Annotated in this window: 28 protein-coding genes and 1 rRNA gene; 15 read left to right on the forward strand and 14 right to left on the reverse strand. The window is 33.2% G+C overall.

What is annotated here, in order from left to right; all coding sequences use genetic code 11:
• The first annotated feature begins 114 nt into the window (after nt 1-114).
• The 3 genes from rrf to cgi121 all read left to right on the forward strand — a co-directional run bounded on the left by rrf (nt 115) and on the right by cgi121 (nt 2,287).
• A 5S ribosomal RNA gene (gene rrf, locus Q4Q16_RS01990) occupies nt 115-232 on the forward strand.
• Nucleotides 233-317: 85 nt separating this feature from the next.
• Nucleotides 318-1,787: a (R)-citramalate synthase gene (locus tag Q4Q16_RS01995; protein ID WP_303345837.1), complete on the forward strand. Its 1,470-nt coding sequence runs from the start codon at nt 318-320 to the stop codon at nt 1,785-1,787.
• A gap of 8 nt (nt 1,788-1,795) precedes the next feature.
• Nucleotides 1,796-2,287, forward strand: a complete 492-nt coding sequence (gene cgi121, locus Q4Q16_RS02000; protein WP_303345839.1) for a KEOPS complex subunit Cgi121 — start codon at nt 1,796-1,798, stop codon at nt 2,285-2,287.
• Here the strand turns inward: cgi121 and Q4Q16_RS02005 are convergent.
• From Q4Q16_RS02005 to Q4Q16_RS02025, 5 genes are read right to left on the reverse strand one after another with little or no spacing between them, the layout of a single operon-like run.
• Nucleotides 2,271-3,227: a DegT/DnrJ/EryC1/StrS family aminotransferase gene (locus Q4Q16_RS02005; protein WP_303345841.1), complete on the reverse strand. Its 957-nt coding sequence runs from the start codon at nt 3,225-3,227 to the stop codon at nt 2,271-2,273. The two genes, cgi121 and Q4Q16_RS02005, sit on opposite strands and share 17 nt — an antisense overlap.
• Before the next feature lie 2 nt (nt 3,228-3,229).
• Complete coding sequence (locus Q4Q16_RS02010) at nt 3,230-4,402, reverse strand: hypothetical protein (protein WP_303345843.1); 1,173 nt, start codon at nt 4,400-4,402, stop codon at nt 3,230-3,232.
• Nucleotides 4,403-4,455: 53 nt separating this feature from the next.
• Nucleotides 4,456-5,382, reverse strand: a complete 927-nt coding sequence (gene guaA / locus Q4Q16_RS02015) for a glutamine-hydrolyzing GMP synthase (RefSeq protein WP_303345844.1) — start codon at nt 5,380-5,382, stop codon at nt 4,456-4,458.
• Nucleotides 5,382-5,639, reverse strand: a complete 258-nt coding sequence (locus tag Q4Q16_RS02020; protein ID WP_303345846.1) for a hypothetical protein — start codon at nt 5,637-5,639, stop codon at nt 5,382-5,384. The genes guaA and Q4Q16_RS02020 overlap by 1 nt, the downstream gene beginning before the upstream one ends.
• Entirely contained in the window at nt 5,632-6,204 is a 573-nt protein-coding gene (locus Q4Q16_RS02025) for a GMP synthase subunit A (protein ID WP_303345848.1), read from the reverse strand. The genes Q4Q16_RS02020 and Q4Q16_RS02025 overlap by 8 nt, the downstream gene beginning before the upstream one ends.
• A 1,290-nt stretch (nt 6,205-7,494) precedes the next feature.
• Here Q4Q16_RS02025 and Q4Q16_RS02030 point away from each other — a divergent pair.
• A complete protein-coding gene (locus Q4Q16_RS02030; protein WP_303345850.1) occupies nt 7,495-7,641 on the forward strand; it encodes a hypothetical protein in 147 nt (48 codons plus the stop codon).
• Here the strand turns inward: Q4Q16_RS02030 and Q4Q16_RS02035 are convergent.
• Nucleotides 7,638-8,552, reverse strand: coding sequence for an NAD(P)/FAD-dependent oxidoreductase (locus Q4Q16_RS02035; protein ID WP_303345852.1), 915 nt, complete (start codon nt 8,550-8,552; stop codon nt 7,638-7,640). The genes Q4Q16_RS02030 and Q4Q16_RS02035 overlap by 4 nt on opposite strands.
• Before the next feature lie 464 nt (nt 8,553-9,016).
• Here Q4Q16_RS02035 and Q4Q16_RS02040 point away from each other — a divergent pair, with 464 nt between their 5' ends.
• The 3 genes from Q4Q16_RS02040 (at nt 9,017) to Q4Q16_RS02050 (ending at nt 13,463) form a co-directional block, all read left to right on the forward strand.
• Nucleotides 9,017-12,178: an ATP-dependent DNA helicase gene (locus Q4Q16_RS02040; protein WP_303345854.1), complete on the forward strand. Its 3,162-nt coding sequence runs from the start codon at nt 9,017-9,019 to the stop codon at nt 12,176-12,178.
• Between the two features lie 362 nt (nt 12,179-12,540).
• Nucleotides 12,541-13,017, forward strand: a complete 477-nt coding sequence (locus Q4Q16_RS02045) for a hypothetical protein (protein ID WP_303345857.1) — start codon at nt 12,541-12,543, stop codon at nt 13,015-13,017.
• An 8-nt stretch (nt 13,018-13,025) separates the two neighbouring features.
• Nucleotides 13,026-13,463 (forward strand): SseB family protein, encoded by a 438-nt coding sequence (locus tag Q4Q16_RS02050; protein ID WP_303345858.1) that lies wholly within the window; start codon nt 13,026-13,028, stop codon nt 13,461-13,463.
• 405 nt (nt 13,464-13,868) lie between these two features.
• Here the strand turns inward: Q4Q16_RS02050 and gatE are convergent, their stop codons facing one another.
• The 7 genes from gatE to Q4Q16_RS02085 are packed head-to-tail and all read right to left on the reverse strand — an operon-like array spanning nt 13,869 to nt 22,192.
• Nucleotides 13,869-15,734, reverse strand: a complete 1,866-nt coding sequence (gene gatE, locus Q4Q16_RS02055; RefSeq protein WP_303345859.1) for a Glu-tRNA(Gln) amidotransferase subunit GatE — start codon at nt 15,732-15,734, stop codon at nt 13,869-13,871.
• Nucleotides 15,735-15,744: 10 nt separating this feature from the next.
• Nucleotides 15,745-17,055 (reverse strand): Glu-tRNA(Gln) amidotransferase subunit GatD, encoded by a 1,311-nt coding sequence (gatD, locus tag Q4Q16_RS02060; RefSeq protein ID WP_303345861.1) that lies wholly within the window; start codon nt 17,053-17,055, stop codon nt 15,745-15,747.
• A gap of 9 nt (nt 17,056-17,064) precedes the next feature.
• Nucleotides 17,065-18,510, reverse strand: a complete 1,446-nt coding sequence (locus Q4Q16_RS02065) for a 2-oxoacid:acceptor oxidoreductase family protein (RefSeq protein ID WP_303345862.1) — start codon at nt 18,508-18,510, stop codon at nt 17,065-17,067.
• A gap of 12 nt (nt 18,511-18,522) precedes the next feature.
• A complete protein-coding gene (locus Q4Q16_RS02070; RefSeq protein ID WP_303345864.1) occupies nt 18,523-19,638 on the reverse strand; it encodes a 3-methyl-2-oxobutanoate dehydrogenase subunit VorB in 1,116 nt (371 codons plus the stop codon).
• Nucleotides 19,639-19,929 carry a 4Fe-4S dicluster domain-containing protein gene (locus Q4Q16_RS02075; RefSeq protein ID WP_303345866.1) on the reverse strand — a complete coding sequence of 97 codons (291 nt, stop codon included), beginning with the start codon at nt 19,927-19,929 and terminating at the stop codon, nt 19,639-19,641.
• An 8-nt stretch (nt 19,930-19,937) separates the two neighbouring features.
• The gene (locus tag Q4Q16_RS02080) at nt 19,938-21,611 is read right to left on the reverse strand and encodes an AMP-binding protein (RefSeq protein ID WP_303345868.1); all 1,674 of its coding nucleotides are present in this window, start codon (nt 21,609-21,611) and stop codon (nt 19,938-19,940) included.
• Nucleotides 21,612-21,631: 20 nt separating this feature from the next.
• A complete protein-coding gene (locus Q4Q16_RS02085; RefSeq protein WP_303345870.1) occupies nt 21,632-22,192 on the reverse strand; it encodes a helix-turn-helix domain-containing protein in 561 nt (186 codons plus the stop codon).
• Nucleotides 22,193-22,409: 217 nt separating this feature from the next.
• Here Q4Q16_RS02085 and Q4Q16_RS02090 point away from each other — a divergent pair, with 217 nt between their 5' ends.
• The gene (locus tag Q4Q16_RS02090) at nt 22,410-22,781 is read left to right on the forward strand and encodes a hypothetical protein (RefSeq protein WP_303345872.1); all 372 of its coding nucleotides are present in this window, start codon (nt 22,410-22,412) and stop codon (nt 22,779-22,781) included.
• Between the two features lies 1 nt (nt 22,782).
• On the opposite strand, the gene Q4Q16_RS02095 is transcribed toward Q4Q16_RS02090, so the two are convergent.
• The gene (locus tag Q4Q16_RS02095; protein WP_303345874.1) at nt 22,783-23,712 is read right to left on the reverse strand and encodes an NAD-dependent epimerase/dehydratase family protein; all 930 of its coding nucleotides are present in this window, start codon (nt 23,710-23,712) and stop codon (nt 22,783-22,785) included.
• Nucleotides 23,713-23,826: 114 nt separating this feature from the next.
• Between Q4Q16_RS02095 and Q4Q16_RS02100 the strand changes: the two genes are divergently transcribed.
• The 7 genes from Q4Q16_RS02100 to Q4Q16_RS02130 are packed head-to-tail and all read left to right on the forward strand — an operon-like array spanning nt 23,827 to nt 26,775.
• Nucleotides 23,827-24,216, forward strand: coding sequence for an energy-converting hydrogenase A subunit A EhaA (locus tag Q4Q16_RS02100; RefSeq protein ID WP_303345876.1), 390 nt, complete (start codon nt 23,827-23,829; stop codon nt 24,214-24,216).
• On the forward strand, nt 24,209-24,706 hold the full coding sequence (locus tag Q4Q16_RS02105; RefSeq protein ID WP_303345877.1) for a hypothetical protein: 498 nt from the start codon (nt 24,209-24,211) through the stop codon (nt 24,704-24,706). The genes Q4Q16_RS02100 and Q4Q16_RS02105 overlap by 8 nt, the downstream gene beginning before the upstream one ends.
• A gap of 5 nt (nt 24,707-24,711) precedes the next feature.
• Nucleotides 24,712-24,960, forward strand: coding sequence for a DUF2109 domain-containing protein (locus Q4Q16_RS02110; RefSeq protein WP_303345879.1), 249 nt, complete (start codon nt 24,712-24,714; stop codon nt 24,958-24,960).
• A 7-nt stretch (nt 24,961-24,967) separates the two neighbouring features.
• Nucleotides 24,968-25,237 carry an EhaD family protein gene (locus tag Q4Q16_RS02115; protein ID WP_303345880.1) on the forward strand — a complete coding sequence of 90 codons (270 nt, stop codon included), beginning with the start codon at nt 24,968-24,970 and terminating at the stop codon, nt 25,235-25,237.
• Nucleotides 25,230-25,490, forward strand: a complete 261-nt coding sequence (locus tag Q4Q16_RS02120) for a DUF2107 family protein (RefSeq protein WP_303345882.1) — start codon at nt 25,230-25,232, stop codon at nt 25,488-25,490. The genes Q4Q16_RS02115 and Q4Q16_RS02120 overlap by 8 nt, the downstream gene beginning before the upstream one ends.
• A complete protein-coding gene (locus tag Q4Q16_RS02125; protein WP_303345884.1) occupies nt 25,487-26,080 on the forward strand; it encodes an EhaF family protein in 594 nt (197 codons plus the stop codon). The genes Q4Q16_RS02120 and Q4Q16_RS02125 overlap by 4 nt, the downstream gene beginning before the upstream one ends.
• Nucleotides 26,080-26,775 carry an EhaG family protein gene (locus Q4Q16_RS02130; protein ID WP_303345885.1) on the forward strand — a complete coding sequence of 232 codons (696 nt, stop codon included), beginning with the start codon at nt 26,080-26,082 and terminating at the stop codon, nt 26,773-26,775. Before Q4Q16_RS02125 ends, Q4Q16_RS02130 begins: the two co-directional genes overlap by 1 nt.
• Nucleotides 26,776-26,779 lie beyond the last annotated feature (4 nt).

The raw sequence follows: 26,779 nt of genomic DNA on the forward strand, positions 1-26,779 counted from the left end.
AATATATTATATTGGTTTAATATAATTTGGTTAGGTGTTAACAGTAAGGGTGAAAGTTGTTCGGTTTATTTTTTAAATTATTATTTTTTTCATACTCATGTGTAATATAATTGGTGTTGCGGTCATAGCATGGGGGTTATACCTGGTCTCGTTTCGATCCCAGTAGTGAAGTCCTTTTGTGTTTTGTTTGTGTACTATGGTTTTCTATGGGAATTTCATTTCGCTGCAAGCCTTCTATATTACAATTATTTACTTACTATTTTTGACAGTTTTTTTTATAGCCTTATACATCTATTGCATAATTTTTGGTGATTTTTTTGAATGTTAAAGTATTGGATACTACATTGCGTGATGGAGAACAAACTCCCGGGGTTTCTTTGACTCCTTTAGAGAAACTGAGAATTGCTACTAAGCTTGATGAAATTGGTGTTGATTATATTGAAGCAGGTTCTGCAATCACCTCTGAAGGTGAGCGGGAGTCTATTAAAGGAATTACAGAACAAAGTTTTCATGCTGAGATTTTAAGTTTTTCCAGACCTTTAACTATCGATATTGATTATTGTTTGGATTGTGATGTTGATGGGGTTAATTTGGTTGTTCCAACTTCTGATTTGCATATTTTTGATAAATTGAAATATACTCGTGAAAAGTTGCTTGAATTATCTAATAATGCTGTTGATTATTGTAAAGACCATGGTTTAATTGTTGAATTATCTGCTGAAGATGCATCAAGAAGTGATTTTGACTTTTTAAAATCTGTTTTTCAAAATGGTATTGATCATGGTGCTGACAGAATTTGCGTCTGTGATACTGTAGGTATATTAACACCAGATTCTTCTTTTGATTTATTCAATAAATTAAATGATTTTAATGTTCCAATAGCTGCTCATTGCCATAATGATTTTGGACTTGCAGTTGCCAATACTTTTGCCGCTTTGAAAGGCGGTGCAACTGAGTTCCATTCGACTATTAATGGTATAGGTGAGAGAGCTGGAAATACTTCTTTTGAAGAATGTGTTGTTGGTATAGATAGACTGTTACCTGATTTTTCAACCGATGTTAAAATCCATGAGATTTATGATATTTCCAAATTGGCTGCAAGGTTAACAGGAGTATATATTCAGCCCAATAAAGCGATCGTTGGTGAAAATGCTTTTGCCCATGAATCAGGCATTCATTCTGATGGAATTATTAAAAATTCTGCAACTTACGAGCCTATGACTCCAGAACTTGTCGGTCGAAAACGCAGATTTGTCATTGGTAAACATATGGGCACTCATGGTTTGGATAATAGGCTTAAGGAATTGGGTTTAAGCGTCAATAAGAATCAACTTCAACAAATCTGCAATGATATTAAAGTTTTGGCTGATAAGGGTAAAACTGTAACTGATGTTGATTTGCAGGTAATTGCTGATAATGTTTTAGAAATCAATCAGGAAGATAGGATTAAACTTGATGAGTTAACTATTGTTTCAGGAAATAAAGTCATGCCTACTGCATCTGTTAAAATCACGATTGATGATGATGAAGTTTTAAATGCAGGTGTTGGTTTGGGTCCTGTTGATGCCGCAATCAATGCTTTGAAAACATTGGATGTTTTCAGTGATGTCGATTTAATTGAATACCATGTTGATGCTATTACAGGAGGTACTGACGCTTTTATTGATGTAATTATTAAATTGCAAAAGGGTGACCGTGTAGTTTCTGCCAGAGGTACTGAGCCCGACATTATTAATGCTAGTGTAAAAGCATATATTGCAGGAGTCAATAGACTGTTGAGCAGTTAGGTGTTTGTATGTATATGGAAGATATTCAAATATTGGGTTTTAAAGGAACAATCGTTTCTGTTGAAGAAACACTTAGTTTAATTGATGGTATTAAAGAAGATGGTGAAATAATACAACTTCTGAATGCGGATTCTATCGTTTCTAAAAATCATATAATTCATGGTGTCAATCAGGCACAGCTTGCTTTTAGACGTGGTGAAAATTTGGCAAATGATTTGAGTGTTGAAATTGCACTTAGGTGTTCTGCTCAAAGACAGATTTCAAAGGCCTTCGGTATTTTAGGTCTAAAAGAAGGAGAAATGAATTTATGCGCTATTTTGATAAACAGCAAGGATTATGCATCTGAGCTGTCTGAAATTTTTACTCCCGATGAAAGCGTATTTGTTCCGGATGAGGAAAATCTATTAAAAATTTATAAAATTAGTGATGCCGAAGCAAAAAATATGCCTCTTGAAAGCATCATTATTGATAGGATTACAAAACTCACTGTAGATTACTGATTTCTATCTCTTCAATTATTTTATCTAAATGCTCTTTTTCAAGACAGGAATAATCAAGATTTTTAACTTCAATTGAAACGGCTTTCTGTTTCACTCGGTTATAGTTTGGGCAAGTAGTGATGAATCCCCTTTTATCTGTTGTTAATGATTTTTTCAGATTCCAACTTATGGACTTGGCATCATCATGTGGAATAATCACATTAACGCCTCTTTTATCTTGATGCAATGAGTTATTGATATGTTTTTTTAGATACTTTGTTGCATTTAATGTAAGTTCAAGTTTTTCTCCAACATTATCAAGTTCACTACATATACCACTACATATGATTTCACTTGCTTTGCTTAATTTCTGAGGGATGGGAGTTTCTTTAAAAACTTCCGGAATATTGTATGCTATAAATCCTCCACTTCCAGCATTTATTATCTTAGGAGATCCGGTTGAGCCAAGAATAATGTCTGAATATTTTGCAAGTTTATTTTCCAGGTCTCCAATTCCTGCTGAAGCGTCTTCAATAGTTAAAATACCATTGTTTTTACAGAATTTTGCAATGGATTTAGTGTTCTGTTCTGCACAATATCCTGCAAAACTAGTATAAATCAATGCAGAACCTTCCTCAACATCCAATTCTTCAATATGATCTGGATTAATAAGGCCAGAATCTGTTTTTAACGTGATGATATTTTTATTTAAAAATTTCCCAATCTGTTTAAATCCGTGCCATCCTCCCTGATCAGGAATAATAATGTCTCCTTTGACGGATGATAATGCGATAAATATGCTGTTGTTGCCGCTTGAGGTAATTTTAACTTCTTTACAGTTAGTTAATTTTTTTATCTTTTCAATACACATTTCCTCAAAGTCAGTGTCAGTCAATTTGCCTAATGCAACTTTTGACATGATTTTTCTTGTTTCTTGTGAAGGGGTTTTGAATTTAAACATAATTATTCACTTTTAAAGTACATATCCAATGTGGTCTGCTTTGTGTGAAGCATTTCATTTAATAATGTTCCCTGTTTTACATATCGGCTAATAGGTATTCTAAGTTTTGTACCTGCATATTTCAGGCATGCATCTAATGTTTCAAACTCTTGAAATGGGGTTTGCATGGCTTCTTTAATGTTTTCCCTTACATTGAAAACGCCTAATGGAACATATCCGTCGTAAGCTTCCCTTAAAATTATAAGTCCTGACTGTTTTTTGATTTCTTGCAGATAATCTAAAACTGCCATTTTAGCAGTATAGTAACATCCTCCAACAATGGAGTATTCTTTTTTACCCCCATTGGTTTCATAATCTGAAAATATTAATTCCTCGTTTTTCATTAATTTAATAAATGCTTCATACCACTCGTACTGCCATTCGGTTGGTGTTAATATAATTATATAGTAATTGTTTAGGGCACCAAATTCAAAAACTCTGTAAGTGTCCAGTATGTCGAATTTCCTAACAACTCTTAAAAATTCATCGGCAAGTGTTGAATCACAGGCTGTTATGGACCAACGGGTTGGAACAAGTCTTCTTTTATTTTTGGTTCCAATAGCACCAACAGAAAATGCTTTTTGCATTGCTGAGAACGGCACATCTTTGTCATGAAGGTTAACAATAGCTTGATTTGACTTTAAATCAGTATCATAAAAGGTTTTTTCAAGATGCTTATCCCATTTGACTGCGTCAATGTCGAATTTTTCAATAACTGCGCTGGGGCCGTGAGGCATACTATCTTCTGTAAGCATTGAACCGGTAGGTCTTCTGCCAAATGTTGCTTCACTGTCAATAGATTTAGATGCAAGGGATATGTCTTGAAGTTTTTCAATAAAAGGATTTTCCAAATCATCAATTTTAATTAATTGTTTTCCCCTTACAAGATTCATCCTATAGTTAATAATCTCCTCTTGTGTTTTATTTTGACCAATCCACTCTTCTGGAGTGTCCATTATGGATGTATCTCCCATTTGAGAACTCATCATCGGCCCGGCATAAACTTTAGGATAGGACCATCTTCCAATAAAAACGGAAGGGGGTGTCGTTCCTTCGAGATTTTTTCCGACTTTAACAGACTTCATTTGAATTTGCTCTGTTAATTTGGCAAGATAAGCATTCTTAGTTGTTTTCATTTTATCTTAAGTAAAAAAAGTTAAAAGAAAAATACTATTGATTAAAATAGTATTTAACAGAATTCGATGGTTGCAGGTGGTTTATCACTAACTGATAAAGCGACATGTGTAACTTCAGAAATTTCTGAAGTGATTCTTTTTGAAATAGTTTGGACAACATTCCAAGGAAGTTCAGCAACAGATGCAGTCATCGCATCAATTGAGTTAACTATTCTAACCACTACCAAGTATCCGAAGTCTCTTTGATCCCCTTTAACGCCGGTAACTTTAGTGTCAGTTAAAACAGCAAAGTATTGCCATACTTCTTTGTCAAGGCCTGCTGCTTCAACCTCATCACAAACGATTTTGTTTGCTTTTCTACAAATTTCAACATTGTCTCTTGTAAGCGCTCCAACAACACGCACTCCAAGACCCGGCCCTGGGAAAGGTTGTCTGTAAACTGTAGTTGTTGGCAAGTCGAGTTCATCCCCTATTTCCCTTACTTCGTCTTTGTATAAGTCGCGGATTGGTTCACATAGTTCCAATTCCATTCCACTTGGAAGAGCTAAGTTGTGGTGAGATTTGATTTCACCTTTGGTTTCAATCCAATCAGGAGCGATAGTTCCCTGTACTAAGAATTTAGCCCCGGATTTAATGGCTTCTCTTTCAAACACGTCGATAAATACCTTTCCTATGATTTTTCTTTTTTCTTCAGGGTCTTCAACGCCGGCAAGCGCATCCATAAATTCATCTGAAGCGTCAACAAATTTGAAATTTAACCTGTCTTTAAAAGTATTGGTTACTTGTTCAACTTCTCCTTCTCTTAAAAGACCGTGGTCTACAAAAACTGCAGTTAAATTATCGCCGATAGCTTCCTGAACAAGAACTGAACAAACTGAACTGTCCACTCCTCCGGACAATGCGATAATTGCTTTTTCATCACCAATCTGATCTTTAATCTTTTGAATGGATTCTTCAATAAATTCGTTTGGACTTAACATTATTCCTCATCCTCTTCCTCATAATCTTCAATAAACTGTTTGATTATAGCTTCTAGACCATTGTCATTTCCGGATTCAATGGCTTCAAAGATATCCTCATATTTAATGTATTTTTCTATTTTTACAGATTTTGCTCCTATTCCGGATATTTTAAATCCATATTCTTCATCACCAATTGGCAGATTTATGAACTGTTTTTTTAATCCCGGTTTAAATTCATTCGCTTTGTCTCTTAAATCATCAGCATTATCAATCATTGTTACACCTGTTTTTGCAAATTTCATAAAAATTATTAAAAATTACTTCTCCTTTTGGAGTATGATGTACTTCGGGGTGGAATTGGATTCCATATACATCTTTATCTTTATGTTTAAATGATTCAACATCACATAATTTAGAACTGGCTAAAATTTCAAATTCCTCTGGAATTGTTTTTACCTCATCTTTGTGGGATGACCAAACATCAATTTCAGGAGCCAGTCCTTTAAATAAGTTTTCATCATTATTAATATTTATTTTAACTTGAGCATAACTTTCAGTATCGGAAGTTGTAACTTCTCCTCCGTAAGCTTTAGCAATTAATTGATGGCCAAGGCAAATCCCTAAAATGGGAATGTCAAAATGTTTAATATATTCTTCACTTAAACCGGCACCTTCAATTGAAGGCCCTCCACCTAAAATCAATCCAATCGGATTTTCCGCTTTAATTTCTTCAATGGATAATTCATTTGAAACTAATTTGGCAGGAATTTTTAAGTATTGCAAGCTTCTAGCGATTCTATGATTATATTGGCCTTTATTGTTAACTACTAAAATTGTCATATTACACTCCATTAAAATATAATAATATTATTTTTAGTTTTTTTATTTATTATAGTTTATTAAAAATCGGAGCACTTTAAAAACTTGTGTGATTTTTTTTCTTTTTCATTATAATATTCAAATGACTTAGTTTTAGCAGGATTTTTTTTAAAATATGCTGTTCTATTGGGATCATCTTTTTGGAAAATATTTTCGATTTTATTGCTTGAGGGGTGAATAGGATTATTTTTCTATTGTATTGTTAATTTTTGGAAGTAAGAAATCGTAAATTTTGAATAAATCTGCTTGCAATGTTTTTTTTTCTCATGTTTAATTCATTTCCTAATTTGGTTTTCATGATTGTCACCATTATAAAATATTAACAGGAGGAATTGTTTTAGATTTAATTTGTAGATTTCATCAGTTGTTTTATGGTATGATGTTTTTTGATTTCGGTTCATATTTTTGATTTAAGTGTATTGATGTTTGACATGCAATATATTCATCGATTCTCAATATTCTTATTTTAAATCTTGCTATTTTCATATTTAAAGACAAAATCTTCTAAATAATCTTTTTCCCTTGCAAAATATGGTTGCAGCAACAGTCAATAAACAACATAAATACTTACCAATAATGTATAGGGCTCCAAAATCCAATTGGCACATTATATTCGGGGGTAATGTAATAATCATATGAAAGAAACAGAGAGGATATGCTGTTATTGCAATGATTGATTGAATAAATATTTTCCAATCAGAGTTCTCACCATACCCAAATTTGAGTAAAAATTTATTAATGTCCATATCATTCATTAATATTAAATTAATTTATTATTTATTTGATATTGTTATAGTTAATTGTTATGAATAATGTTACATTTTAATTCATCATCAGATAATTATATGCTTCTTCAACTGGGGCACTTTAAAAAAACTTGCGTGATTTTGGATATTCCAATAAACTGATTTTTGTATGGTTTTTTTTTAAAGTCCTATTGATTGCGGTGTTTTTTATGTGTTTTTGAAAATATCTTCGATGTTATTGTATGTGGCGGAATATTTTTATTATTCATGGCGCTGTTTAAGTTAAATAAACAATAAGCAGATTAAGTTCAATTTTAAACTCTGATTCTTTATCCGAATTTAATAATATAATTTTCCAGTGCTTTAAACAGGAAAGTTATATAATTTCAAATCCGAAATTATCCAAAACTCAAAGTGAAATCAGTTTAAAGGAGCATGGGGTATGTTTATTTTTCGATGAGTTCACTTAAAAGTTTATATATTAAATTAAATAAACCAATGTTACATGGAACTTAAAGATTTAGTATTTATAATCGTCGCTATTTTAATTGCTGTAGCGTTACTCAAAATATTTATTTGGCTATTGCCTGTTATTGTAGTATTAATCATTGCATTCTTTATTTATATCTTCTTAGACGAACGTTATAATTAATTTTGCATGTCTGTGAATGCTGAAGTTGCCGCAATTGCACCTTCACCACAGGCTACAACCCACTGCTTTAAACCAACACAAACATCACCAACTGCATATACAAAATCAGTATTGGTTTTTTGATTTTTATCAGTTATGATGTGTCCTGATTCATCTAAACTGACGCCTAACTGTTTTGCAAGTTTAGTGTGAGGAATATATCCAGCACTGATAAAAACTCCGTTAGTTGGAATCTCCCTTAATTCGCTAGTCTCAGTGTCTTTTAATATAATTGATTCAACAAGCATATCTCCTTTTATTTCTTCAACAGTTGCATTAAGGATAGTGTTTATATTTGCTTCTTTAATCTGGTTTTGCAAGTGTTTTTGAGCTCTAAATTCATTTCTTCTGTGAACAACAGTAACGTTGGCTCCAAGATTTTTAAGATACAACGCTTCTTGAAGAGCACTATTTCCCCCTCCGATCATGACAATGTCGCGTCCAGCAAAGAAAAATCCATCGCAAGTTGCACAATAGCTTACTCCTTTTCCTTTAAATTCTTCTTCTCCTTTTACATCTAAATGCCTATGTGAACTTCCAGTTGCAAGAATGATGCTTTTGGATTGGTAGGTGTCTTTATTTGTTTTAACTTCAAATCTCCATTCTTTATCTGTTTTTATAATTTCAAGCACTTCTTCCATTTCGTGCAATTCACAGTTCTTAATGGCCTGCGCTTTTATTTTGTCAATTAGTTCCAGGCCGGAAATATTGTCAAACCCCGGATAATTTTCCATTTCCGGAACTTCACGGCCTAATCCTCCGGCCAAATCTTTATCTATAATTAAATTCTTTGTTCCCTGACGGCCGGCATAAATTCCGGCAGTTAGACCACCAGGTCCTGCTCCGATAATTATAATGTCATATTGATTCATTTTAAAACCTCTAGATTTTATTTATTAAATTATATTAATTAAAATTATGTATGGTGTCGGAGGAATACATTGCTTTTTTTAATCTTTGTTTAAAATGTAATAATTTGGCTGTTAATTGCTTATAAAAAACATGAAACGAATGTTTGGAAAATTCACAGGTTATTTTTTAAAATCTAAACAGTCCTCATATTTTCATTTTCTCAATGACTTTTTTTATTTAAGTAGTTATTTTAATTAAAATTTTAGACTTCCATTACTGGACTGATTTTTTTCTTTATTTGCATGTTTTTCGCCAACTCTCAAAAATTAATTTCTGTTAACGGTTGATAATGCTTTAATTTAAAAATAAAGAAAATTTCACAAGAAAAAATTTATTTTTTGCAGACACTCTGCTAATACTTATTTAAATAAAATTTTTATTTGATTGCTAACAAAGTATTATTAATTAAAAATGGGGTTAAATTATGTCCATTGAGTTAAATGCTGAACAAAATACAATTGTTAGATATGATGGTGATAAATTTTTAAGTGTTCAGGCAGGACCTGGTTCTGGAAAAACACGCGTTATTGTTGAAAAAGTAAAGTATATGGTAAAGGAATTAGGCATTAAGCCGGAAACATTTTTGATAATTACCTTTTCTACAAAAGCCGCCGATGAACTAAAAGACAGGTTAATTGAAGGGGATATTCCTGCAAGTGATGTTCAAAAAATGCAAATCTCAACAATTCACTCATTCTGTTTGAAAATCCTTGAAAAGACAGGAACAGTAGGTTTGGATGTTGTTGCTGATGGGCAAAAATTATATCTGTTCATTAAAAAACATTTAAATGATCTCGGATTTGAAAAGGAATCTTATATTAGAGGATATGAGATTGACAATATAATTAGAAAATACGATGAATACGCTACTTTCAATGTTGATACTGAAGGTTTGGTGGAGTATCTTGAAGAATTTTTCCCTGTTGAATCTGAATTTGTTGAATTTGTCCATAACTACATGGAAGAAAATGATGGTGCATTTCCGATTGATGAGATAAAAGAAATAGATAAAGAAAATGGCAATAAGTTATTTAAAGAAGCATACACCAATGCAAAATACATTCAGATGGCCAAATCATTCCCGTTATACTTGGACTTATTAAAAAAAGAAAATGCAATTGATTATAATCAGATGCAGATTAAAGCCTTAGAAAAAATGAACGGAGGATACATGCCTGAATACACTAACGTTTTAATTGATGAGTTTCAAGACACAGACCCTGTTCAAATGGAAATATTCAAAAAATTTATAGAAAGCCCTAAAACCGATTCATTTACTGTAGTTGGAGATATTAACCAAAGTATTTATGGATTCAGAGGTTCTAATAAAAATTATTTCAAAGAATTAACTGAGTTATATCCTGATAAATTTTTAGAAGTCTGCTTATCGACTAATTATCGTTCGACTGAAGAAATTATAGATTTGTCACAGGATTTTATTTTGCCTCATTACGAATCTCAGGATGATTTAATGCCTGCCAAATGTGGCAGCGGCAAGTCCAATGATGTTTACTTTATGGTAAATGAAGATAAAAAAACCGAAGCGGAAAATATCCTGGAAGTTATTAAACATATAAATGCTGATGGGAGAATGAAATTATCTGATATTGGAATATTATTGCGTTCAGTAACAACATCTTCGACCTGTTTTAACACATTGGCGGAATTATTGGAGGAAAACGGCATTAACTATCATGTAAGTGGAACTGGAGATTTGGGAGATAATGAGGAGCTGAAATATATTTTAACTTTAATGTATCATTTAATTCAGGATGATGACCCGTACTATACCTTTGTGCCTCGTGATGCTGGGGACTGGTTAAATTTGAAAACATTAACAGGTGCAAATGGAAATAAAGTGCTGTTTGAACTGTCAGAGGATACGAAAGAAATTTTAAATAACTTACATAATCAATTTGAAAAAGATGTAATTGATATGGACAAAATAGTATGCTCTGAAAATGAGGGATGGGGAAATGGAATTAAAAAGTTCCATGGAATATTTACAAAACTTCTAAAACGTCAAAATGAAGTATTCAGCCGTGTTGAAAAGCCGGTGCTTTCTGATGAAAACTTAATTCGATATGGCATTACAAACAAAAGGGATTTGGATTTTTTCCATGATTTAAACGATTTGAAAAGAAGGGTCAATGCTGAAAAATATTATGATAGACCTACTGTTTCTGAAGTTTATCTGGAAATATTATGTTATATAACAGGTTATTTAACTCCAGATTTGGTGAATAATGATGAAGAAATTATTATTAACCTAGCAGCCCTCATACCTTCAATATCAATTTATGGTGAAGTAATGTATGATAGAAGCCTCAGGGGTGCATTCTGGTTTATCAAAAATTCGATTAAAAAAATCGATGCATATAAATCACAAGAAGATGCAGTGCAGATAATGACAGTTCATAAATCGAAAGGTCTGGAATTTCCAGTAGTAATTCTTGCATCATTGCGCGATAATGGTTTTCCTCATGAATTTAAAGGGTCAGATGAAGAATCGGTAACACACACTCCTGATGAATTTTTAGCATATCCGAGATATGACGGTGATGCTGAAACATCATATATTCAGGAAGAAGAACGGATAATATATGTTGCAAAAACAAGGGCGGAAGATGAATTGATACTGTCAAGTATTGTTAAAGAAAGTTTTGAAGGTGTTGAAAAGGCTTTAAATGAAAATACTCCTGATAATATTAAAGCCATCAATAAAGCTCCAAAACGTATTAATGATGTGCTTGATGGAAATTTACATTATTCAAAGCTAATTAATCCCGATGATATTGACATCAACATACTTGACCCCAAACATGAAGATGATGATGAGGAAATTGTTAATTTAAGTTTCACGGCACTTGAAAACTATAATGAATGTCCATTCAAATATAAATTGTCAAATAAATTAGGTTTTAAAGTAGCATATAAAAAGGAAATCGATGACGGAATATTCATACACTCTGCTTTAGAAATCATTAACAAAAAAATAAAAGCAAATAATAATCAATATGTCGGTGATGATGAAGTAAGCAGAACAGTTGAAATATTATTTGAAAGGGCTAATTTAAAGTTCAAGGAAGAACAGCCTGAAAAATATGCTCTAAAACTGGAAACTATCACAAAAGATGTGATTAGATACTATAATGAAGTCGGCAATGCACTTACAATAATCGATAGTGAATATCCGTTTTACATTAAAGGTGATAATTATTCCTTTTCAGGAATTGTTGATTTAATCTATGAAAAAGATGGTAAATTAGGAATAATTGATTATAAAAACACATCTCTTGTTGGAAAAGAATTTTTAGCAAAATACAGAAAACAGCTTCACTTTTATATAATGGCATTGCGTGATGAAAATAAAGAATTTGAAGGGCGTGAAATTGATGAAATTCAGATATATGCAATTAAATACAAAAAAGATGACAGATTATTCTCATTTGATATAGACGAGAAGTATATTGAAGAGCTAAAAGAAGAACTGAAAACAACTGCTAAAAAAATCAAGGACTGCAAATTCGAACCGAATTCTGATGATTGCACAGGTTGTCCTTATAGAATGATTTGTAAAAAGTGATTATTTCATGTTTTTCACCTGATATATCTGGATTTTTAGAAATTACCATCTTTGATAGAATACTAAGAAATCGATATTAATGTGTTAACATAAACATTTCATTAAGGTGAGTTCTATGGAATTTTTAAATGAAACAATGGATTTGTTGAATTCAGGAAAATTTCAAGAAGCAATAATCAATATTGAGGATTTTCTAGATAAAAACCCCCTCATATAAGAATATCAATTATTATCATTTTGCAAATCCTCTTGAAGAAACTTTATTTGATGTATATATTGGGAAAATTGAATCAGTTAAAACACTAAGACTGGATGAGCCGTTAGAAGAGATTTATACACTATATGCAATATCATATATGAATATGGGTAAATTGGATGAAGCAGAAAAGTATTTAAAAATTGCAAATCAGATTAATCCGGTATCCGCACCTATATTAATGAGATTATGTGAACTTTATCAAGAAAAACACGAAGAAGAAAAATTAAAAGATTTAACCTCAGATATTTTCAAATACACTTATGATGTTGAAATATTGACTTCTAATTATTTCAAGCTTGCAGATTATTTGTTTCATACAAATCAAAATATTGAGTTATATAATCATCTGCTTAATTTCTATCTTTTTTTAAGGTCTGGTGAAGAGGAAAAACCAGTAAAAGAGGATATTGAATATTTCAAAGAAAATGACATTCAAGTTGGATTTAATTTTGAAGTAATTCAAATACTAATCTATTTAATGGATGTCTACACCCAGCAAAACATGTTTAATGTGGTGGAATACTTTGAAAATATTTTTAAAGAAGTTGCGGAATTCCATGGTTATTTAAATCATTTATAGGTGGTAAAATGGAGAGAATTGACAATACTGATTTGGAAGAATTGATGAAACAAGACATAACGGCTGAAATGCAAATAATGTTTTTAGAAAAATTTAAAGAATCTCAATTGCTTATGCCGGTAACATTTAGCGAGAACATTTTTGAAGGAATTGAAGATGCTGAAGTAGGTGATGTAATCAAACCAGATGGTAGAGTTGGATTTGACATTAATTATTTAACTGACGGTGATGACAACAAGGCAGTGCCCTTATTTACAAGTTCTGAAATTATGGAGTCAGTTGGTGTTAGATGTTCGGTAATTGGAATATTTATGAGCGATTTAGCAGACATGTTAAAACAAACTGACAAATATGCGGTAATTTCAATTAATCCTTTTACAGAATTTGATTTAAATATGTCAGTAGAATCGTTTTTAATTCAATTTAAAAATGAAAATGATTTTTAAGTTTAAGATATAAACAATGATAAATTAGGCAATGTTCACATTTTAATATTGTTTTGAAAGCATTTTTTAATAAAGAGAGATATAGGTGTTTAACCACTACATTAAACACCTCGTGTTTTTTTTTTAAGGAAAATTATTTTTGGCAGATTAATTTTCCACGACTTGTGATAAATTAGAAAAAATTGTGAAAAATCTAATTTAACACCTAATTCCAATAATGGAGATTTCTTAAATATGGGGGTTGTATTTATATGTTTGACTAATAACATAAGAGAATTATTTAGGTTTACCTAAATTTCATCTCTATTAATTAGTTGGATCTCATACTATATAAATGTATCTATTTTTTTAGGTATGCCTAAATTTTTTAAATTTCCAAAAAAAGAGAAATTTAGGATAATGTTCCTAAATTAATTTTTGAATTTCCTCACGCAGGGTTTTGTTAACCATACTTCCGTCAGCTTTTCCTTTAAGTTGTTTCATACACATTCCCATTAAAGGACCCATAGCTCCCATCTGACGTTCTTTTACCATTCCTTCATTTTTAGCTACTACTTCAGAAATGATTTTAACAATATCTTCTTCGCTAAGCATGGTCAGGTTGTTTTCTTGAGCAATTTCAGCAACATCTGCATCAGGTGCTTTAATTGTTTCAACTGCAAGTTTACGTAAGCTGTCTTTTGCAATTTTACCTTCGCTAAGTAAAGTAAATATTTCTTTAAAGTGATCTAAGCCTAAAACAGTAATGTCATGACCTTCCCTTCTGATTTCACGTAAATCATATGCAAGAAGTGACGCTACAGATGTTGCATCCACATCAACATCAGTTAAAACAGCTTCAAAAATATCTGCTTCCTGCCTTTTAACAAGTTGTGTTGCCAGATCTTCACTTAAGCCATATTCTTCAATAATTCTTGTCTGTTTAACATCAGGCAATTCAGGTAAGTTATTTGCAATAGGATCTATTCTATCTTGGGTAATTTTAAATAATGGAATGTCTGTTTCAAGATACATTCTATTTGCAGTTGGAAGAGGTCGCATATATTCTGTATTGCCGTCTTCTAATGCTTTACGGGTTTCTTCAACCACTCCCTCAAGACCGAGTGCAGCTCTTCTTTTAACTTCTTCCAATGCAGATATTGCAATATCTTCGTCGTGCGCCACAATAATAAATCCATCATCTTCGCCGATATTTAAGAATTCCGCTACTTTATCTGTTTCCTCTTGTGAAATTCCATAAGCAGGCAATTCATCAGAGTGGAAAATACCTGACACTCCACGTTTTTTAGCATAACTTGCAATTTCAGTACCAAATCTTCTTCCCGGTTGTACTTCACAACCAATTAAACCCTTAAAACCTTTTAAAACAACAGCTTTAATGGTTTCAGCTGATTTTAAGATTTTGGATTCGGTGTCTTTAAATAATTCGTCTAAATCATGAATTTCATCCAATACTTCAGCGTTTCTTGAGGCAAGTTCTTTTTTAATATCAATTAAAACCAATTGCCTTTGGATTTCACGGTTTACAATTTCACCCATCAAATCCAAGTCCTGCACACCTTTAATTTCCACACGTGCACCTTCAGCAATAGAAATGTTTAAATCTTGTCTGATTGTTCCAAGACCTCTTTTAACGTTTGTGCTTCTTAATATCTGACCGAGCATATATGCAACTTCACGAACTTGATCAGGATGGTGCATTGAAGGGTCTGTTGTAACTTCAGCAAGAGGAATTCCTAATCTGTCTAATCTGAATTCTGTAAATCCGTCTTTGGTTTCAATTCTTCTTGCAGCATCTTCCTCAAGACCTAAACTTTCGATTACGACTTTTCCGTATGGGGTTTCCAGATATCCGTCAGTTGCAACCATACCGGTTCTTTGAAAACCTCCAGTGTTACTTCCATCAATAACCTGTTTTCTCATTGTATGGAATTCATCAACAATATGCATGTTCATCAAACATGCAATTGTAATACAAATGTCAAGTGCCTCTTCATTCAGGCTGTGAGGTGGTTCGTCATCGTTTTCAACAAGGCAGGTATGGTCTGCAAAGTTTTCGTATCTGAAGTTTAAACCCCTTAATGATTCTTGAAGTGCTGCTCTGTCGATTTCTCCAAGTTCTGATTGAGTAGGTCTTAATTTTCTTTCAATAAGTTCATCAAAATCATCGTCAACAAGTTCTGTTCTGCATTGACAGAATAATTTATGGGCGCTGTTTAGTTGTTGGTGAATTTCAAGTCCCATTTTTAATCCTAATTTTTCATAATCCATCTAAATCACCCTAGTTTAAAAAATCCTTAATTGAAGATTTTTCACTAAATTCACCAGCAATGTTTTTATGCATAATATCTTTTACTTCACTGTAGTTATCACTTTGACCCAATGCCCAGCATAATTTAACATAAGCTGTCTCAGGGGTCATATCAATGCCTGAAATTACACCGGCGTCAATAATATTTCTTCCGGTTGAGTAAACATTCATGTTCACCCTTCCGTAAAGACATTGTGAGGTCATAATAACAGGAATGTTTTCATCTCTTGCCCTTTTAAATGAGTCGATTAGGTCATTTGGAACATGTCCAAGACCTGTTCCTTCAATAACAAGGCCTTTATATCCATTATCAATATGATATTCAATGTAATCTTTAGAAATGCCTGGAAAACTTTTGATAAATCCAACCTTTTCTTCAATAGCAGTATTTAATTCTAGCTCATTATCTCCACGTTTGGTGTATGCATAGTCAGGATTGATGTCAATCTTTTCGTTTTCAATCTTAGCTATTGGCTGTGCGTTAATGCTTCTGAAAGTATCTCTTCTTGAAGTGTGCATTTTCCTAACCTTGGTTCCTTTATGCAGGTAAGTATACTTGTCATTTAAGCTTCCGTGCATACACACACAGACTTCTGCAAGGTCAGATTTGGCGGCAACAACAGAATCAATCAAATTAATGTTGGCATCGCTTGAAGGCCTGTCTGAACTTCTTTGAGCACCTGTAAGTATAATCGGCACAGGGGTTTTCAACATGAAACTTAATGCTGCTGCAGTATAGTGCATTGTGTCAGTACCATGGGCTATTACAACACCGTCTGAGCCGTTTGAAATATCATTGGCTATTTCTTCAGCTGCTTTTACCCAGTATTCAGGCTTCATATCCTCACTTAAAATATTATATAATGCTTTAACATTGTAGTTGGCATGATCTAATAATTCAGGATTGGCCTTTACCAAATCTGATGCGGTAAATGCAGGGTGCACAGCTCCAGTTCTATAGTCAATAACAGAAGATACTGTTCCTCCGGTTGAAACAATTGAAATATTTTTCTTATTTGGATCTGTTGGAATTTCACTTTCTCCAAATCCGATTTTTGGCTTTTCGCCTTTTTCAATTAATTCTGCAGTGGTATTTTCAATAGCAACTCCGATATTGTATCCGCTTGATAGCTTTAAAACCAGGTATCCGTCATCTGCATCCTCAGGCCTATCAAGTAAAATACCTGTATAGGAAATGTCTTCTTTGTTGACTTTGATTTTATCTCCTGTACTTAAACCATAGGTTTCTATAAATTTCTCAGCATTTTCTTTGTAAGTCATTAAATCACACTATGAATTGTTTTTTAACCATTCTGCCCCTGCTTTTAAAACATCAATGTTTACATCAATCACTTTTGGTTTGGATGAAAACATTTCATGGATGGCATTTTCGTAAGATTCACGTTTTAAAACATCAGTTAATTCAGTTAATGCACCAAGCAGTGCAGTGTTTGCAGTTCTTGCATTTCCATGCTCTTCTGCAATATCCACACAAGGCATTGCAATAACATTAATATCTCTGTCAGTTTCAAATTCACCTATTTTAGAATCGTAGAGTATTGTCCCTCCATTTTTCACATCCTGTGAGAACTGTTCTAAGGAAGGTTTGTTTAAAGCAATAAGGATGTCAATATCATCAACTACAGGTGTTCCAATAGTTTCATTGGAAATTACAACTGAACAATTGGATTTTCCACCTCTTTGTTCCGGTCCGTAACTAGGATACCATGAAACATGTTTTCCTTCAGCACAGGCAGCCTGAGCAATAGTAAGGCCCGCACTTAAAACCCCTTGACCTCCAAATCCAGAAACCTTAATGCTTGTAGGTGCAATTTCTTCATTATCAACATAACCTGACGCATCATCCCTATTAACATTGAATATTTTATCTAATGATTCGGTAGTGAAGTCACTATCTGGTCTTTGGACAGGATCTCTTTTATATAACTCATTTCTGAAGTTTTTAACAGGGAATTCTTTTTCCATTTGTTCTTCAATGAATTTTTGAGCACCTTTAACGTCCTGTTTTAAGTTGGTGGGACAAGGAGATAAAATTTCAACAAATGAATATCCTTTTCCTTCTTTTTGAACGGTTAATGCCTGTTTTATTGCAAATTTGGCAAGCCTAATTTTCAAAGGGTTTGCAAGAGACACTCTTTCAATAAATACTGGTGCTTTTAAAGTGTTGATTAATTCACACATATGGGTAGGGTGTCCTGCATAATTTGGATCTCTTCCAGTTTGACATGTAACTGTTTTTTCTCCGATTAAAGTTGTTGGAGCCATTTGTCCGCCTGTCATTCCATAAACTGTGTTGTTTACAAAGAACACTGCAATTTTTTCTCCTCTGTTTGCAGCTTGCAGGGTTTCATTTAAACCGATGGAAGCCAAATCTCCATCTCCCTGATAGCTCATAACAATAGCGTCATTTTCTGATCTTGAAATACCGGTAGCTACTGCTGGCGCTCTTCCGTGAGCAGTTTGGAAGTTTCCGCAGTTAAAGTAGAAGTATGCATACACTGAACATCCAACAGGAGAAATCATAACACATCTCTCTTGGATTCCAAGTTCATCCATACACTCTGCAATTAATTTATGTATTATTCCATGTCCACAACCGGCACAGTAGTGAGTTGATTCAATATTTGTTCCTTTTCTCGGATATTCTTCTAAAAGGGATTGTGGATTTCTACGTACTTTTAATTCATAATCTTTATTATTTTCTTCATTGCTCATTTTTCCACATCCTTAATCAATAATGTTTTGGCTGGCTTTCTCTTGACTTTTTTTAGACAAGTCCAAGTCTTCATCTTCAATGCCAGCTATTTCATAAATTTTAGCAAGAACCTGTTTTAATTCAATTAAGTTTCCACCCATTCTGCTTACAATGTGAGTTTTTTCTCTTTTAAGTGCTGCAAATTGCACATCCGCCAACAATTGACCATTACTCATTTCAACTGAGATAAATTCAACACCTTTGTTGGACAACTCTTTAATTCTTTCAGTTGGGAATGGGGATAATGTAATCGGTCTTAAAAGTCCGACTTTCACGCCTTTTTCACGACCTTTATCAACGGCAGACCTTGCGATTCTGCTGCTGATACCATATGACACTAAAACAATATCTGCGTCTTCAACTTGGTACTCTTCAAAAACAACTTCTTCAGCATTGATTTTCTCATATTTTTCCTGAAGGCTGTAGTTGAAATCTTCAAGTTCATCAAAATCATTAAAGATTGATGTAATGAGATTTTCCATAGTTTCTTTGTTTCCCCTGACTGCCCATGATTCATCAATTTCAGGATTAATGGCTTCGGTTGGGAATTCTAATGGTTCTGCCATCTGGCCTAAGGTACCGTCAGCCAAAACAACAACAGGGTTTCTCCATTTATCCGCAAGTTCAAATGCTTTCATTGTTAAATCACACATTTCCTGAACGCTGTTTGGAGCTAAAACTATGTTTTTATAGTTTCCATGACCTCCTCCTTTAACGATTTGATTGTAATCTCCTTGTTCTGGGCCGATATTTCCAAGTCCCGGTCCTGCTCTCATAATGTCTACAATAACTGCAGGCAATTCCGCACCTGCAAGAAATGTAAATCCCTCTTGCATTAAGCTAATGCCGGGTCCTGATGATGCGGTCATAACTCTGTGACCAGTTCCGGATGCTCCGTAAACCATATTGATTGATGCTTCTTCACTTTCAGCCTGAACAAATTTTCTTCCAACCATAGGGAAGTATTTTGATGCTTCGTGTAGGATTTCACTTGCAGGTGTAATTGGGTATCCAAAAAAGCAGTCGCAACCGGCATACATTGCACCAATAATAACTGCAGTATTTCCTTTTACCATTTGATTACTCATTTATTTACCTCCCTTTTGGCTAGCTACTTTGGATTTAATCATTTTTGCAATTGAGTTATTGGCAATATTTTTTATTTGATGCACCTCTAGGGCTAATGGTTCAGGACAGGTAAAATAACAGTCTTTGCATCCTGTACAACCATTTCCACTATAATAAGCAAATTGATATCCTGCATTATTCATATCTTCACTAAGCAATATTGCATTCTGAGGACATCCAATTATGCATCTCATACATCCTTTGCAAATCTCTTTATTAATAACGGGGTAAGATATTTCTTCGTCTATCATTATATCATCTAATTAAATTCTTTGTGATCTTTTTCTCTGATTTCAACTCTTCTTGTTTTACCGCTGATGGTTTCCGGAATTTCATCAACATATTCAACCATTCTAGGGTATTTATAAGGAGCTGTAACTTTTTTAACATGATTTTGAATGTCTTTTGTGAGTTTGTCTGATGGTTCAAATTCAGGCTGCAACACAATTGTCGCTTTAACGATTTGACCTCTTACTTCATCAGGATAAGCAGTAATTGCACAGTGCAAGACCGCTTCGTGGGATAGTACTGCACTTTCTACTTCATAGGGTCCAATACGGTAACCTGAAGATTTGATAATGTCATCATTTCTTCCGATAAAGTGAACGTATCCGTCTTCATCCACCCATGCAGTATCTCCGCAGTGGTAGTATCCTCCATAGCATTGAGCTGCCTGCTTTACAGGATCTTTATAGTATTCTTTGAATAATCCTGGTGTCGCTCCATCTGATATATCAAAACAGAGTTCTCCTTCTTCACCAATGTCAACAGGATTATTGTTTTCATCTAATAACTTTAAGTTGTAAAGTGGAGACGGTTTACCGATTGAACCGATTTTTGCATCCAACCAGATAAATGTTCCGATAGATAATGTTGTTTCAGTTTGTCCAAATCCTTCTTTAATTCTTAAACCTGAAATCTCATAGAATTTTTCAGATACTTCTGGAGGAAGTGGTTCGCCTGCTGTTGTAACATAACTTAAATTTGAAAAGTCATATCCCTTGATATTTTCTTTAATTAAGAATCTGTAAACAGTCGGAGGTGCACAGAAAGTATTTACTTTGTTTTCAATAATCTTTTCAAGCAATTTTATTCCGTTAAATCTTTCATAATCATAAATAAAGATTGAAGTTCCGGAAATCCATTGTCCGTAAATATTTCCCCATACCGCTTTGCCCCATCCTGTATCGGCTGCGCTGTGATGGATTCCGTCCTCTACAACGTTATGCCAGTATTTTGCAGTTGGAATGTGTCCTAAACAGTAAGTATGTCTATGTGAAACCATTTTAGGAAGTCCGCTAGTTCCTGATGTAAAGTAGATTAGGAATACTTCATCAGCCATAGGGTTTTCATCACCGATTGGTCTTTCATAAACAGGACTTTCCTTTGCAAGCTCTTTGTTAAAATTAATCCATCCTTCTCTGTCGGTTTCAATAACGAGTTTTTTTAATTCCCAGTTTAATTCTTTTTCAGCTTCTTCATAATCCGGAAGTAAAGAATCCTCTTCAACTGTAATAACTGCTTTTACTTCGGCCTGCTTTAATCTAAAATCGATATCATGAAGTTTTAACATGTGGGTTGCAGGAATGGCTACTGCGCCAAGCTTGTGCAATGCAACCATGCAGAACCACCATTCGTATCTGTTTTTTAAGGTAAGCATTACTTTGTCGCCTTTTTCAATGCCTATTTTTTTAAGTAAATTAACAGTCCTGTTGGAATATTCTTTCATATCCTTAAAAGTGAATGTGCGGTCTTCTCCATTGTCGTTAGTCCAGATTAAAGCAACTTTGTCCGGATCTATTTCGGCATATCTGTCGACCACATCAAATCCGAAGTTGAAATCTGGTTCAAATTTAAGCTTAAAATTTTTATAAAAGTCTTCATAAGAGTTAAAATCAACTCTTTCAACAAAATTTCTTATTAATGATGTCATTAAAATTACCTCTAATGTGATTATATGATTACTGCTAAAAATTTAGCGGGTTTATCGTTTAGCGCTACCATTGCATGTCTATGGGCTGAGTCGAAGAATATACAATCTCCTTCGTTGAGTATTATCTCATTATTGTGGATGTATATTTTTAATGTACCTTCAAGGACGTAGTTAAATTCTTGTCCTGGGTGTGAGTTAAGTGAAGGGATAGGGTTTTCTTCAGGATCCACAACAACAAGGAACGTTTCAGCTTTTTTATGAATAAATTTGGAACATAAGTTTTCGTGAGTGTATTCTTTTCGTCTGTTAACTGAAACTCCTTTATTTGCACGAGTAACATCAAAAATACTCATCCTACTTTCATTACCGGTTAATAATAATCCTAAATCAACTTTAAAAATATGTGCAAGTTCGTATAAGAAGCTTGCAGGGATGTCTACTTCTCCGTTTTCATATTGAATGTAAGTTTCCTGTTTAATATTCAATTCAGATGTAATTTCACTAATTGTAATGTCTGATAACTCTCTCAATTCTCTAATTCTGTTTCCAATATCTTTGTTGTATTCATTCAAAATAAACACCTGATTTTTTTTAATTGATTTGTAAAACGATTATATAATAATATATATAACATATAATAATTATGATTTTATGCTTATATAAAGTTTATTCAAAATCATGACAATTCATTATAAATTTTTCGAACAATCGATTTTTTAAATAAAAAGTTTTAATGAAAGTATTTAAATACTTAAACTGTTATAAGTTTAATTTATTATATCGGAGGAGATTTTTAAAATGTCATCTAATGAGATTGGAACTACAGTTCTTTTCAAAAAGCAATTAGGTTTGAATTATGAAATAGACCAGAAATATGTTGGTTTAAAAATGAAAGAGAATAATATTTTATCTTTTAATTTCAGAGTTCCTGGAGATTTAAAGGATGAGCTTGAAGCATATTTTAAAAGATTTAAATTAGGTGAACCAATTTTAGTTGATATAGGTGGAACTGGAGATATTAAATGTGATTTTAAAGGAATTTCACCTGTTTTAAAAAATAATGATGAATTTGACCAGTATTTCCTCTCAGCTACTCTTCAGGAAGACAAAAAATATAATCCTGTAGAAGAGGAAAAATGTGAAACTTGCAGCGGCTGCGGTTTTCACTGATTTAATTTTTTTTATACCATTCGATGGTCTTAATCAAATTCTCTTTTAAATCATCCTGACTTGCTTTTAAATTAATTTTTTTCATTTTATTAATGTCTGCAACTGATCTTTCAATATCATTTTCTCTTTTTGCAAGATATTTAGGTTCTAAATCACTGTTTAAAAGGTCTTTGATTGTTGCATATATTTCATTAATGCTTAATTCCCGACCGGATGCAACATTTACTATTCCATTAAACTCAGATTCACAAACTTTTATATTGGCTTTAACAACATCATCTATGAAAATAAAATCTCTTGTCTGATTTCCATCACCATGGATTTCAACCTGTTTGTTATTTAAAAGATTTAAAATAAAATTAGGAATTGCTGCGGAATATTCTCCGTTCAAGCATTGTTTTTGACCAAAGATATTAAAATATCTCAATGATGCATAGTTTAGACCGTAAACATTGTGGAAAAATTTCAAATATAATTCGCAGTTTGCTTTTGATAGTCCATATGGAGATATGGGGTTTGTCTTTTCTGTTTCTTTTAAAGGCAAGTTAGCATTATTTCCATAAACTGCTGATGAAGACGAAAACACGACTTTTTTAACATTATTTTTAGCAGCTGATTCTAAAAGCCTTATGGTTGCATTGAGATTTATATCATTGCATCTTGCAGGATCTTCATTGCACTGAAAAACGTTTGCCATTGCAGCAACATGAAAAATGTAGTGTACATCTTTTGTTATCTCATCAAAATCCACTTTAGTGAGGTCTTCATGTATTATTTCTAATTTTGAATCGTTTATATTATCTATATTTTTGATATTTCCCGTTGATAAATCATCAATTATTCTAACTTTATTGTGTTTTAGTAATTCGTTTGAAAGGTGTGAGCCAATAAACCCAAGTCCTCCGGTTATTAAAACGCGTTTATTTCTCATTAAAACACCAGATATTAATTTAAATTTTTTAATTACGTCATATATTTTTTTAAGTAACAATATTTATATATTTTTATTATACATACTTATTAATATAAGAGGAGTCTTAATAACATGTTTAATTTGATAGATAATACACTAGTCTTTGCTTCTTATGGCAACATATTTGGACTTAGTAATATTACTATTAGCCCTATGGATATTGTTTTAGCATATCTTGTGGCCATTTTAATTTCAATAATTGTGGCTTTTGCTTTAAAAATTCCATTATTGCCAAGCAAACCATATAGGTATTCTTTTGATGTTAGTGCGATATATCCAACTCCGATTATTTCCATGGGCGTTTTTTCAATTTTTTTAGTTTTAAATTATACGTTCATGTATAATGGACTGGTTTTAGCAGTCATAATTGGAATTTTATCTGCATTATTTGTGAAATATTTATTTGATTTTGTATTTCCAAAACCTCTAAATGAAGATGAAAGGGATGAGATTAATGAATGAGGTAATTGGAATAATAATTGCTGCAATTCTCTGCTGGTTGAATTTTGTCATTGTGGATACATACTTCGGACTTCCCGAACAACCTGGAGTTGAAGGAGCAAAAACGATTGGAGAAGATGTTGAGAGAAGAGGGGGGGATATTGCTGGTGGATTTTTCCAAGGAAACATTTTATGTTCTCCAGACGCATCTGCCGGTACGTTGTTGTCCTCCATTGGATATTTGCTGTTGGGCATTCCTGGCGGTATCATAGCTGCCTTTTTTGTATTGATGGGAAATAGATTATGTGCAGATCCTGGTTATGCTGGAACCTGCGGAAGTTTAACCGCAACAGTTATCATTTTTATTTGTTCATTTATAGGCATGACTCCTGAAATGTTTATTGTTGGAATGGTTATTGCAATTTTTACAATAATGGGTATAAATCAGGCCAAGGCTTCTGTAGTTTTGGGTAAAATTGCGAAAAAATTCAACAGGCATGCTGGAGAGTGATTAATATGTATGTTGAAATTATTGGCATTATTGTTCTATTTGCAGCATTGAGGGCTTTGGTAACAAGAAATAGGGCAGAAAGACTTTTATATTTAAATGTTATAGGATTTGGAGTATCTGCGATTATTGCATTGGTGATTAATACTCCATTTGCTCTTGTTGTTGCTGCTGCATTCTTTATATGTTCTACAATTAGTGCAAATGCGATTGCTTATACCTTAAAAAGGTTAGATGAGGAGATACTTTTGGAGTAGGATAAAAATGGAATTTTTCGTATCAATAATTGCAATCGCTTTAATACTTATCGGAACATTTGGTATTGTGCTTCTTGAAAAGCCATTGGATAAAGTTATAATGTTTTCAATACTTGATGCAGGATTCGTACTGGTGATTGTGCTGTTTAAATATCTGGATGTTGCGATGTTTGCATCATTGGCAGGACCATTATCTACTTTGGTATTCATCTTGTCTATTGTTAAAATTAATGAGATTAGAAAAAAGAAACTTGTAAGTGGTGATGCAGATGATTAGTGTTCCGTTATTCTTTTACTTTGGAATTTTTCTTGCAATTGTAGGAAGTATTGCTACTGCATGGGGTCCCGGTGTTAATGACCCGATTGTTAGAACATTCAATACTGAAGTAGCAGCTATTGGTGTATGTTTGGTGCTATTGTGCTATAATCATGTTTTGGCATTGTTGACATTGCTTGCGACTACTGTTATTATTAGTTTAATTTTATTTAGAGCCATCATTCGTTTAGAAGAAATGGGGGCAGATGTATGAGAATTGGAGTTTTATGGAACAAACTGGCTGAACCTAAAAATATTCCCAGATTATTTGCTTTTAGTTTAGGGATTATTTTGATTATAGGCCTTATTGTCCCAATGGCTTTGAATCCGGATCAGATTTATGTCAGACCTGCTCCCCAAGAGCAAATCGATGAGGGTCTGGCTATTGCTCCTTATGATAGGGGCGGTGAAGTCTTAGTGCAGCCTGGAATTATCAATCCCCAATATCCGGATAATTCTGTTAAATTGGGAATGATAACTGCATACTTATCTCCAATTGCACAATGGGTGTCTTCAATATCTCCGTATTTTGGAACATCAATTTATTCATCTCCTGGCGGTCTTATTGATGAGATTTTATATTATACAAGAGGATTCGATACCATTTTAGAATCTTCCATACTGATGATGTCATTTATCATTGCTTCATGGTTATCAGTTAACTATACTATGAATAGGAAAAATGACAAAGCCGAGATTAAAAAAGATGTTGAGAAGGCAATTAACAATTCGGCAAAAATAGCCAATGAAGTTAGCAATAGCGATGCTAAAGCCAGATTGAAACAATTGAGGAGGGATAATTAATGGTGGTCATACCTGCTTTTGTTCCCGCTGAGTTTTTAAGTATGTATCTGCCTGCAATCTATGCAGGATTAATTGTTGGTTTTATTGGAACAATGGCAATAGCAATGAAAAGGGAAGAGATTCATATTCTTATCCTAACCGACATTGTGGGTCTTGCTATGATATTTGTCGTGTCTGCTGTTGGAACAGATTTGGCGGAGGCATTGATTTTGCCTGGTTTGGTAGTTGAGCTTGCAGAAACTCTGGCTATTTCAGAAATTTTAATTACAAGAGAAATGCGTATAATTGAGGCCAATCCTAGAAAAAATTTATCTAGATCCGCTTCTTTATTCCCTCAACCATTTGCATTGAACATGGAAGTTTTAAATACTGCTCCAAATTTCATTGCACTGATATTAATTGGTTATGGTATTTTCTTAACAGGTTTTACTGGAGGTGCAGTAGCTGGTGGTGGAATTGTATTGTATGCACTGTCTAAAAAAGCAAGAGGACTTCCTGTACTCATTTTAGATGGTATTGCGGGAGTTTCTGGTATTGCATGGTGTTTGTGGATAATAGGATTTTTATTATTCTTCGTAACTCCTCAATATTGGTTATTGAGTTTATTCTTGGCAGCATGCGGATTATTATTAAAAGTAGCTTCAAAAGTTGGTTTGATTGGACTGCTTATGAGAGAGGACATAGACAAGGAGTAAGTGA

The sequence above is a fragment of the Methanobrevibacter sp. genome, from assembly GCF_030539875.1.
In the GTDB taxonomy this organism is placed as follows: Archaea; Methanobacteriota; Methanobacteria; order Methanobacteriales; family Methanobacteriaceae; genus Methanocatella.

What these genes read in the sequence shown, in the direction of transcription:
- Q4Q16_RS02100 (WP_303345876.1), top strand. Translation starts at nt 23,827, where the DNA reads ATGTTTAATTTGATAGATAATACACTAGTCTTTGCTTCTTATGGCAAC.
- cgi121 (WP_303345839.1), top strand. Translation starts at nt 1,796, where the DNA reads ATGTATATGGAAGATATTCAAATATTGGGTTTTAAAGGAACAATCGTT.
- Q4Q16_RS02045 (WP_303345857.1), top strand. Translation starts at nt 12,541, where the DNA reads ATGGGTAAATTGGATGAAGCAGAAAAGTATTTAAAAATTGCAAATCAG.
- Q4Q16_RS02065 (WP_303345862.1), bottom strand. Translation starts at nt 18,510, where the DNA reads ATGAGCAATGAAGAAAATAATAAAGATTATGAATTAAAAGTACGTAGA.
- Q4Q16_RS02050 (WP_303345858.1), top strand. Translation starts at nt 13,026, where the DNA reads ATGGAGAGAATTGACAATACTGATTTGGAAGAATTGATGAAACAAGAC.
- Q4Q16_RS02020 (WP_303345846.1), bottom strand. Translation starts at nt 5,639, where the DNA reads ATGATTGATAATGCTGATGATTTAAGAGACAAAGCGAATGAATTTAAA.
- Q4Q16_RS02030 (WP_303345850.1), top strand. Translation starts at nt 7,495, where the DNA reads ATGGAACTTAAAGATTTAGTATTTATAATCGTCGCTATTTTAATTGCT.
- guaA (WP_303345844.1), bottom strand. Translation starts at nt 5,382, where the DNA reads ATGTTAAGTCCAAACGAATTTATTGAAGAATCCATTCAAAAGATTAAA.
- Q4Q16_RS02005 (WP_303345841.1), bottom strand. Translation starts at nt 3,227, where the DNA reads ATGTTTAAATTCAAAACCCCTTCACAAGAAACAAGAAAAATCATGTCA.
- Q4Q16_RS02125 (WP_303345884.1), top strand. Translation starts at nt 25,487, where the DNA reads ATGAGAATTGGAGTTTTATGGAACAAACTGGCTGAACCTAAAAATATT.
- gatD (WP_303345861.1), bottom strand. Translation starts at nt 17,055, where the DNA reads ATGACTTACAAAGAAAATGCTGAGAAATTTATAGAAACCTATGGTTTA.
- Q4Q16_RS02070 (WP_303345864.1), bottom strand. Translation starts at nt 19,638, where the DNA reads ATGAGTAATCAAATGGTAAAAGGAAATACTGCAGTTATTATTGGTGCA.
- Q4Q16_RS02095 (WP_303345874.1), bottom strand. Translation starts at nt 23,712, where the DNA reads ATGAGAAATAAACGCGTTTTAATAACCGGAGGACTTGGGTTTATTGGC.
- Q4Q16_RS02080 (WP_303345868.1), bottom strand. Translation starts at nt 21,611, where the DNA reads ATGACATCATTAATAAGAAATTTTGTTGAAAGAGTTGATTTTAACTCT.
- Q4Q16_RS02075 (WP_303345866.1), bottom strand. Translation starts at nt 19,929, where the DNA reads ATGATAGACGAAGAAATATCTTACCCCGTTATTAATAAAGAGATTTGC.
- Q4Q16_RS02110 (WP_303345879.1), top strand. Translation starts at nt 24,712, where the DNA reads ATGTATGTTGAAATTATTGGCATTATTGTTCTATTTGCAGCATTGAGG.
- Q4Q16_RS02115 (WP_303345880.1), top strand. Translation starts at nt 24,968, where the DNA reads ATGGAATTTTTCGTATCAATAATTGCAATCGCTTTAATACTTATCGGA.
- Q4Q16_RS02035 (WP_303345852.1), bottom strand. Translation starts at nt 8,552, where the DNA reads ATGAATCAATATGACATTATAATTATCGGAGCAGGACCTGGTGGTCTA.
- Q4Q16_RS02120 (WP_303345882.1), top strand. Translation starts at nt 25,230, where the DNA reads ATGATTAGTGTTCCGTTATTCTTTTACTTTGGAATTTTTCTTGCAATT.
- Q4Q16_RS02105 (WP_303345877.1), top strand. Translation starts at nt 24,209, where the DNA reads ATGAATGAGGTAATTGGAATAATAATTGCTGCAATTCTCTGCTGGTTG.
- Q4Q16_RS02040 (WP_303345854.1), top strand. Translation starts at nt 9,017, where the DNA reads ATGTCCATTGAGTTAAATGCTGAACAAAATACAATTGTTAGATATGAT.
- Q4Q16_RS02025 (WP_303345848.1), bottom strand. Translation starts at nt 6,204, where the DNA reads ATGACAATTTTAGTAGTTAACAATAAAGGCCAATATAATCATAGAATC.
- Q4Q16_RS02130 (WP_303345885.1), top strand. Translation starts at nt 26,080, where the DNA reads ATGGTGGTCATACCTGCTTTTGTTCCCGCTGAGTTTTTAAGTATGTAT.
- Q4Q16_RS02010 (WP_303345843.1), bottom strand. Translation starts at nt 4,402, where the DNA reads ATGAAAACAACTAAGAATGCTTATCTTGCCAAATTAACAGAGCAAATT.
- gatE (WP_303345859.1), bottom strand. Translation starts at nt 15,734, where the DNA reads ATGGATTATGAAAAATTAGGATTAAAAATGGGACTTGAAATTCACCAA.
- Q4Q16_RS02090 (WP_303345872.1), top strand. Translation starts at nt 22,410, where the DNA reads ATGTCATCTAATGAGATTGGAACTACAGTTCTTTTCAAAAAGCAATTA.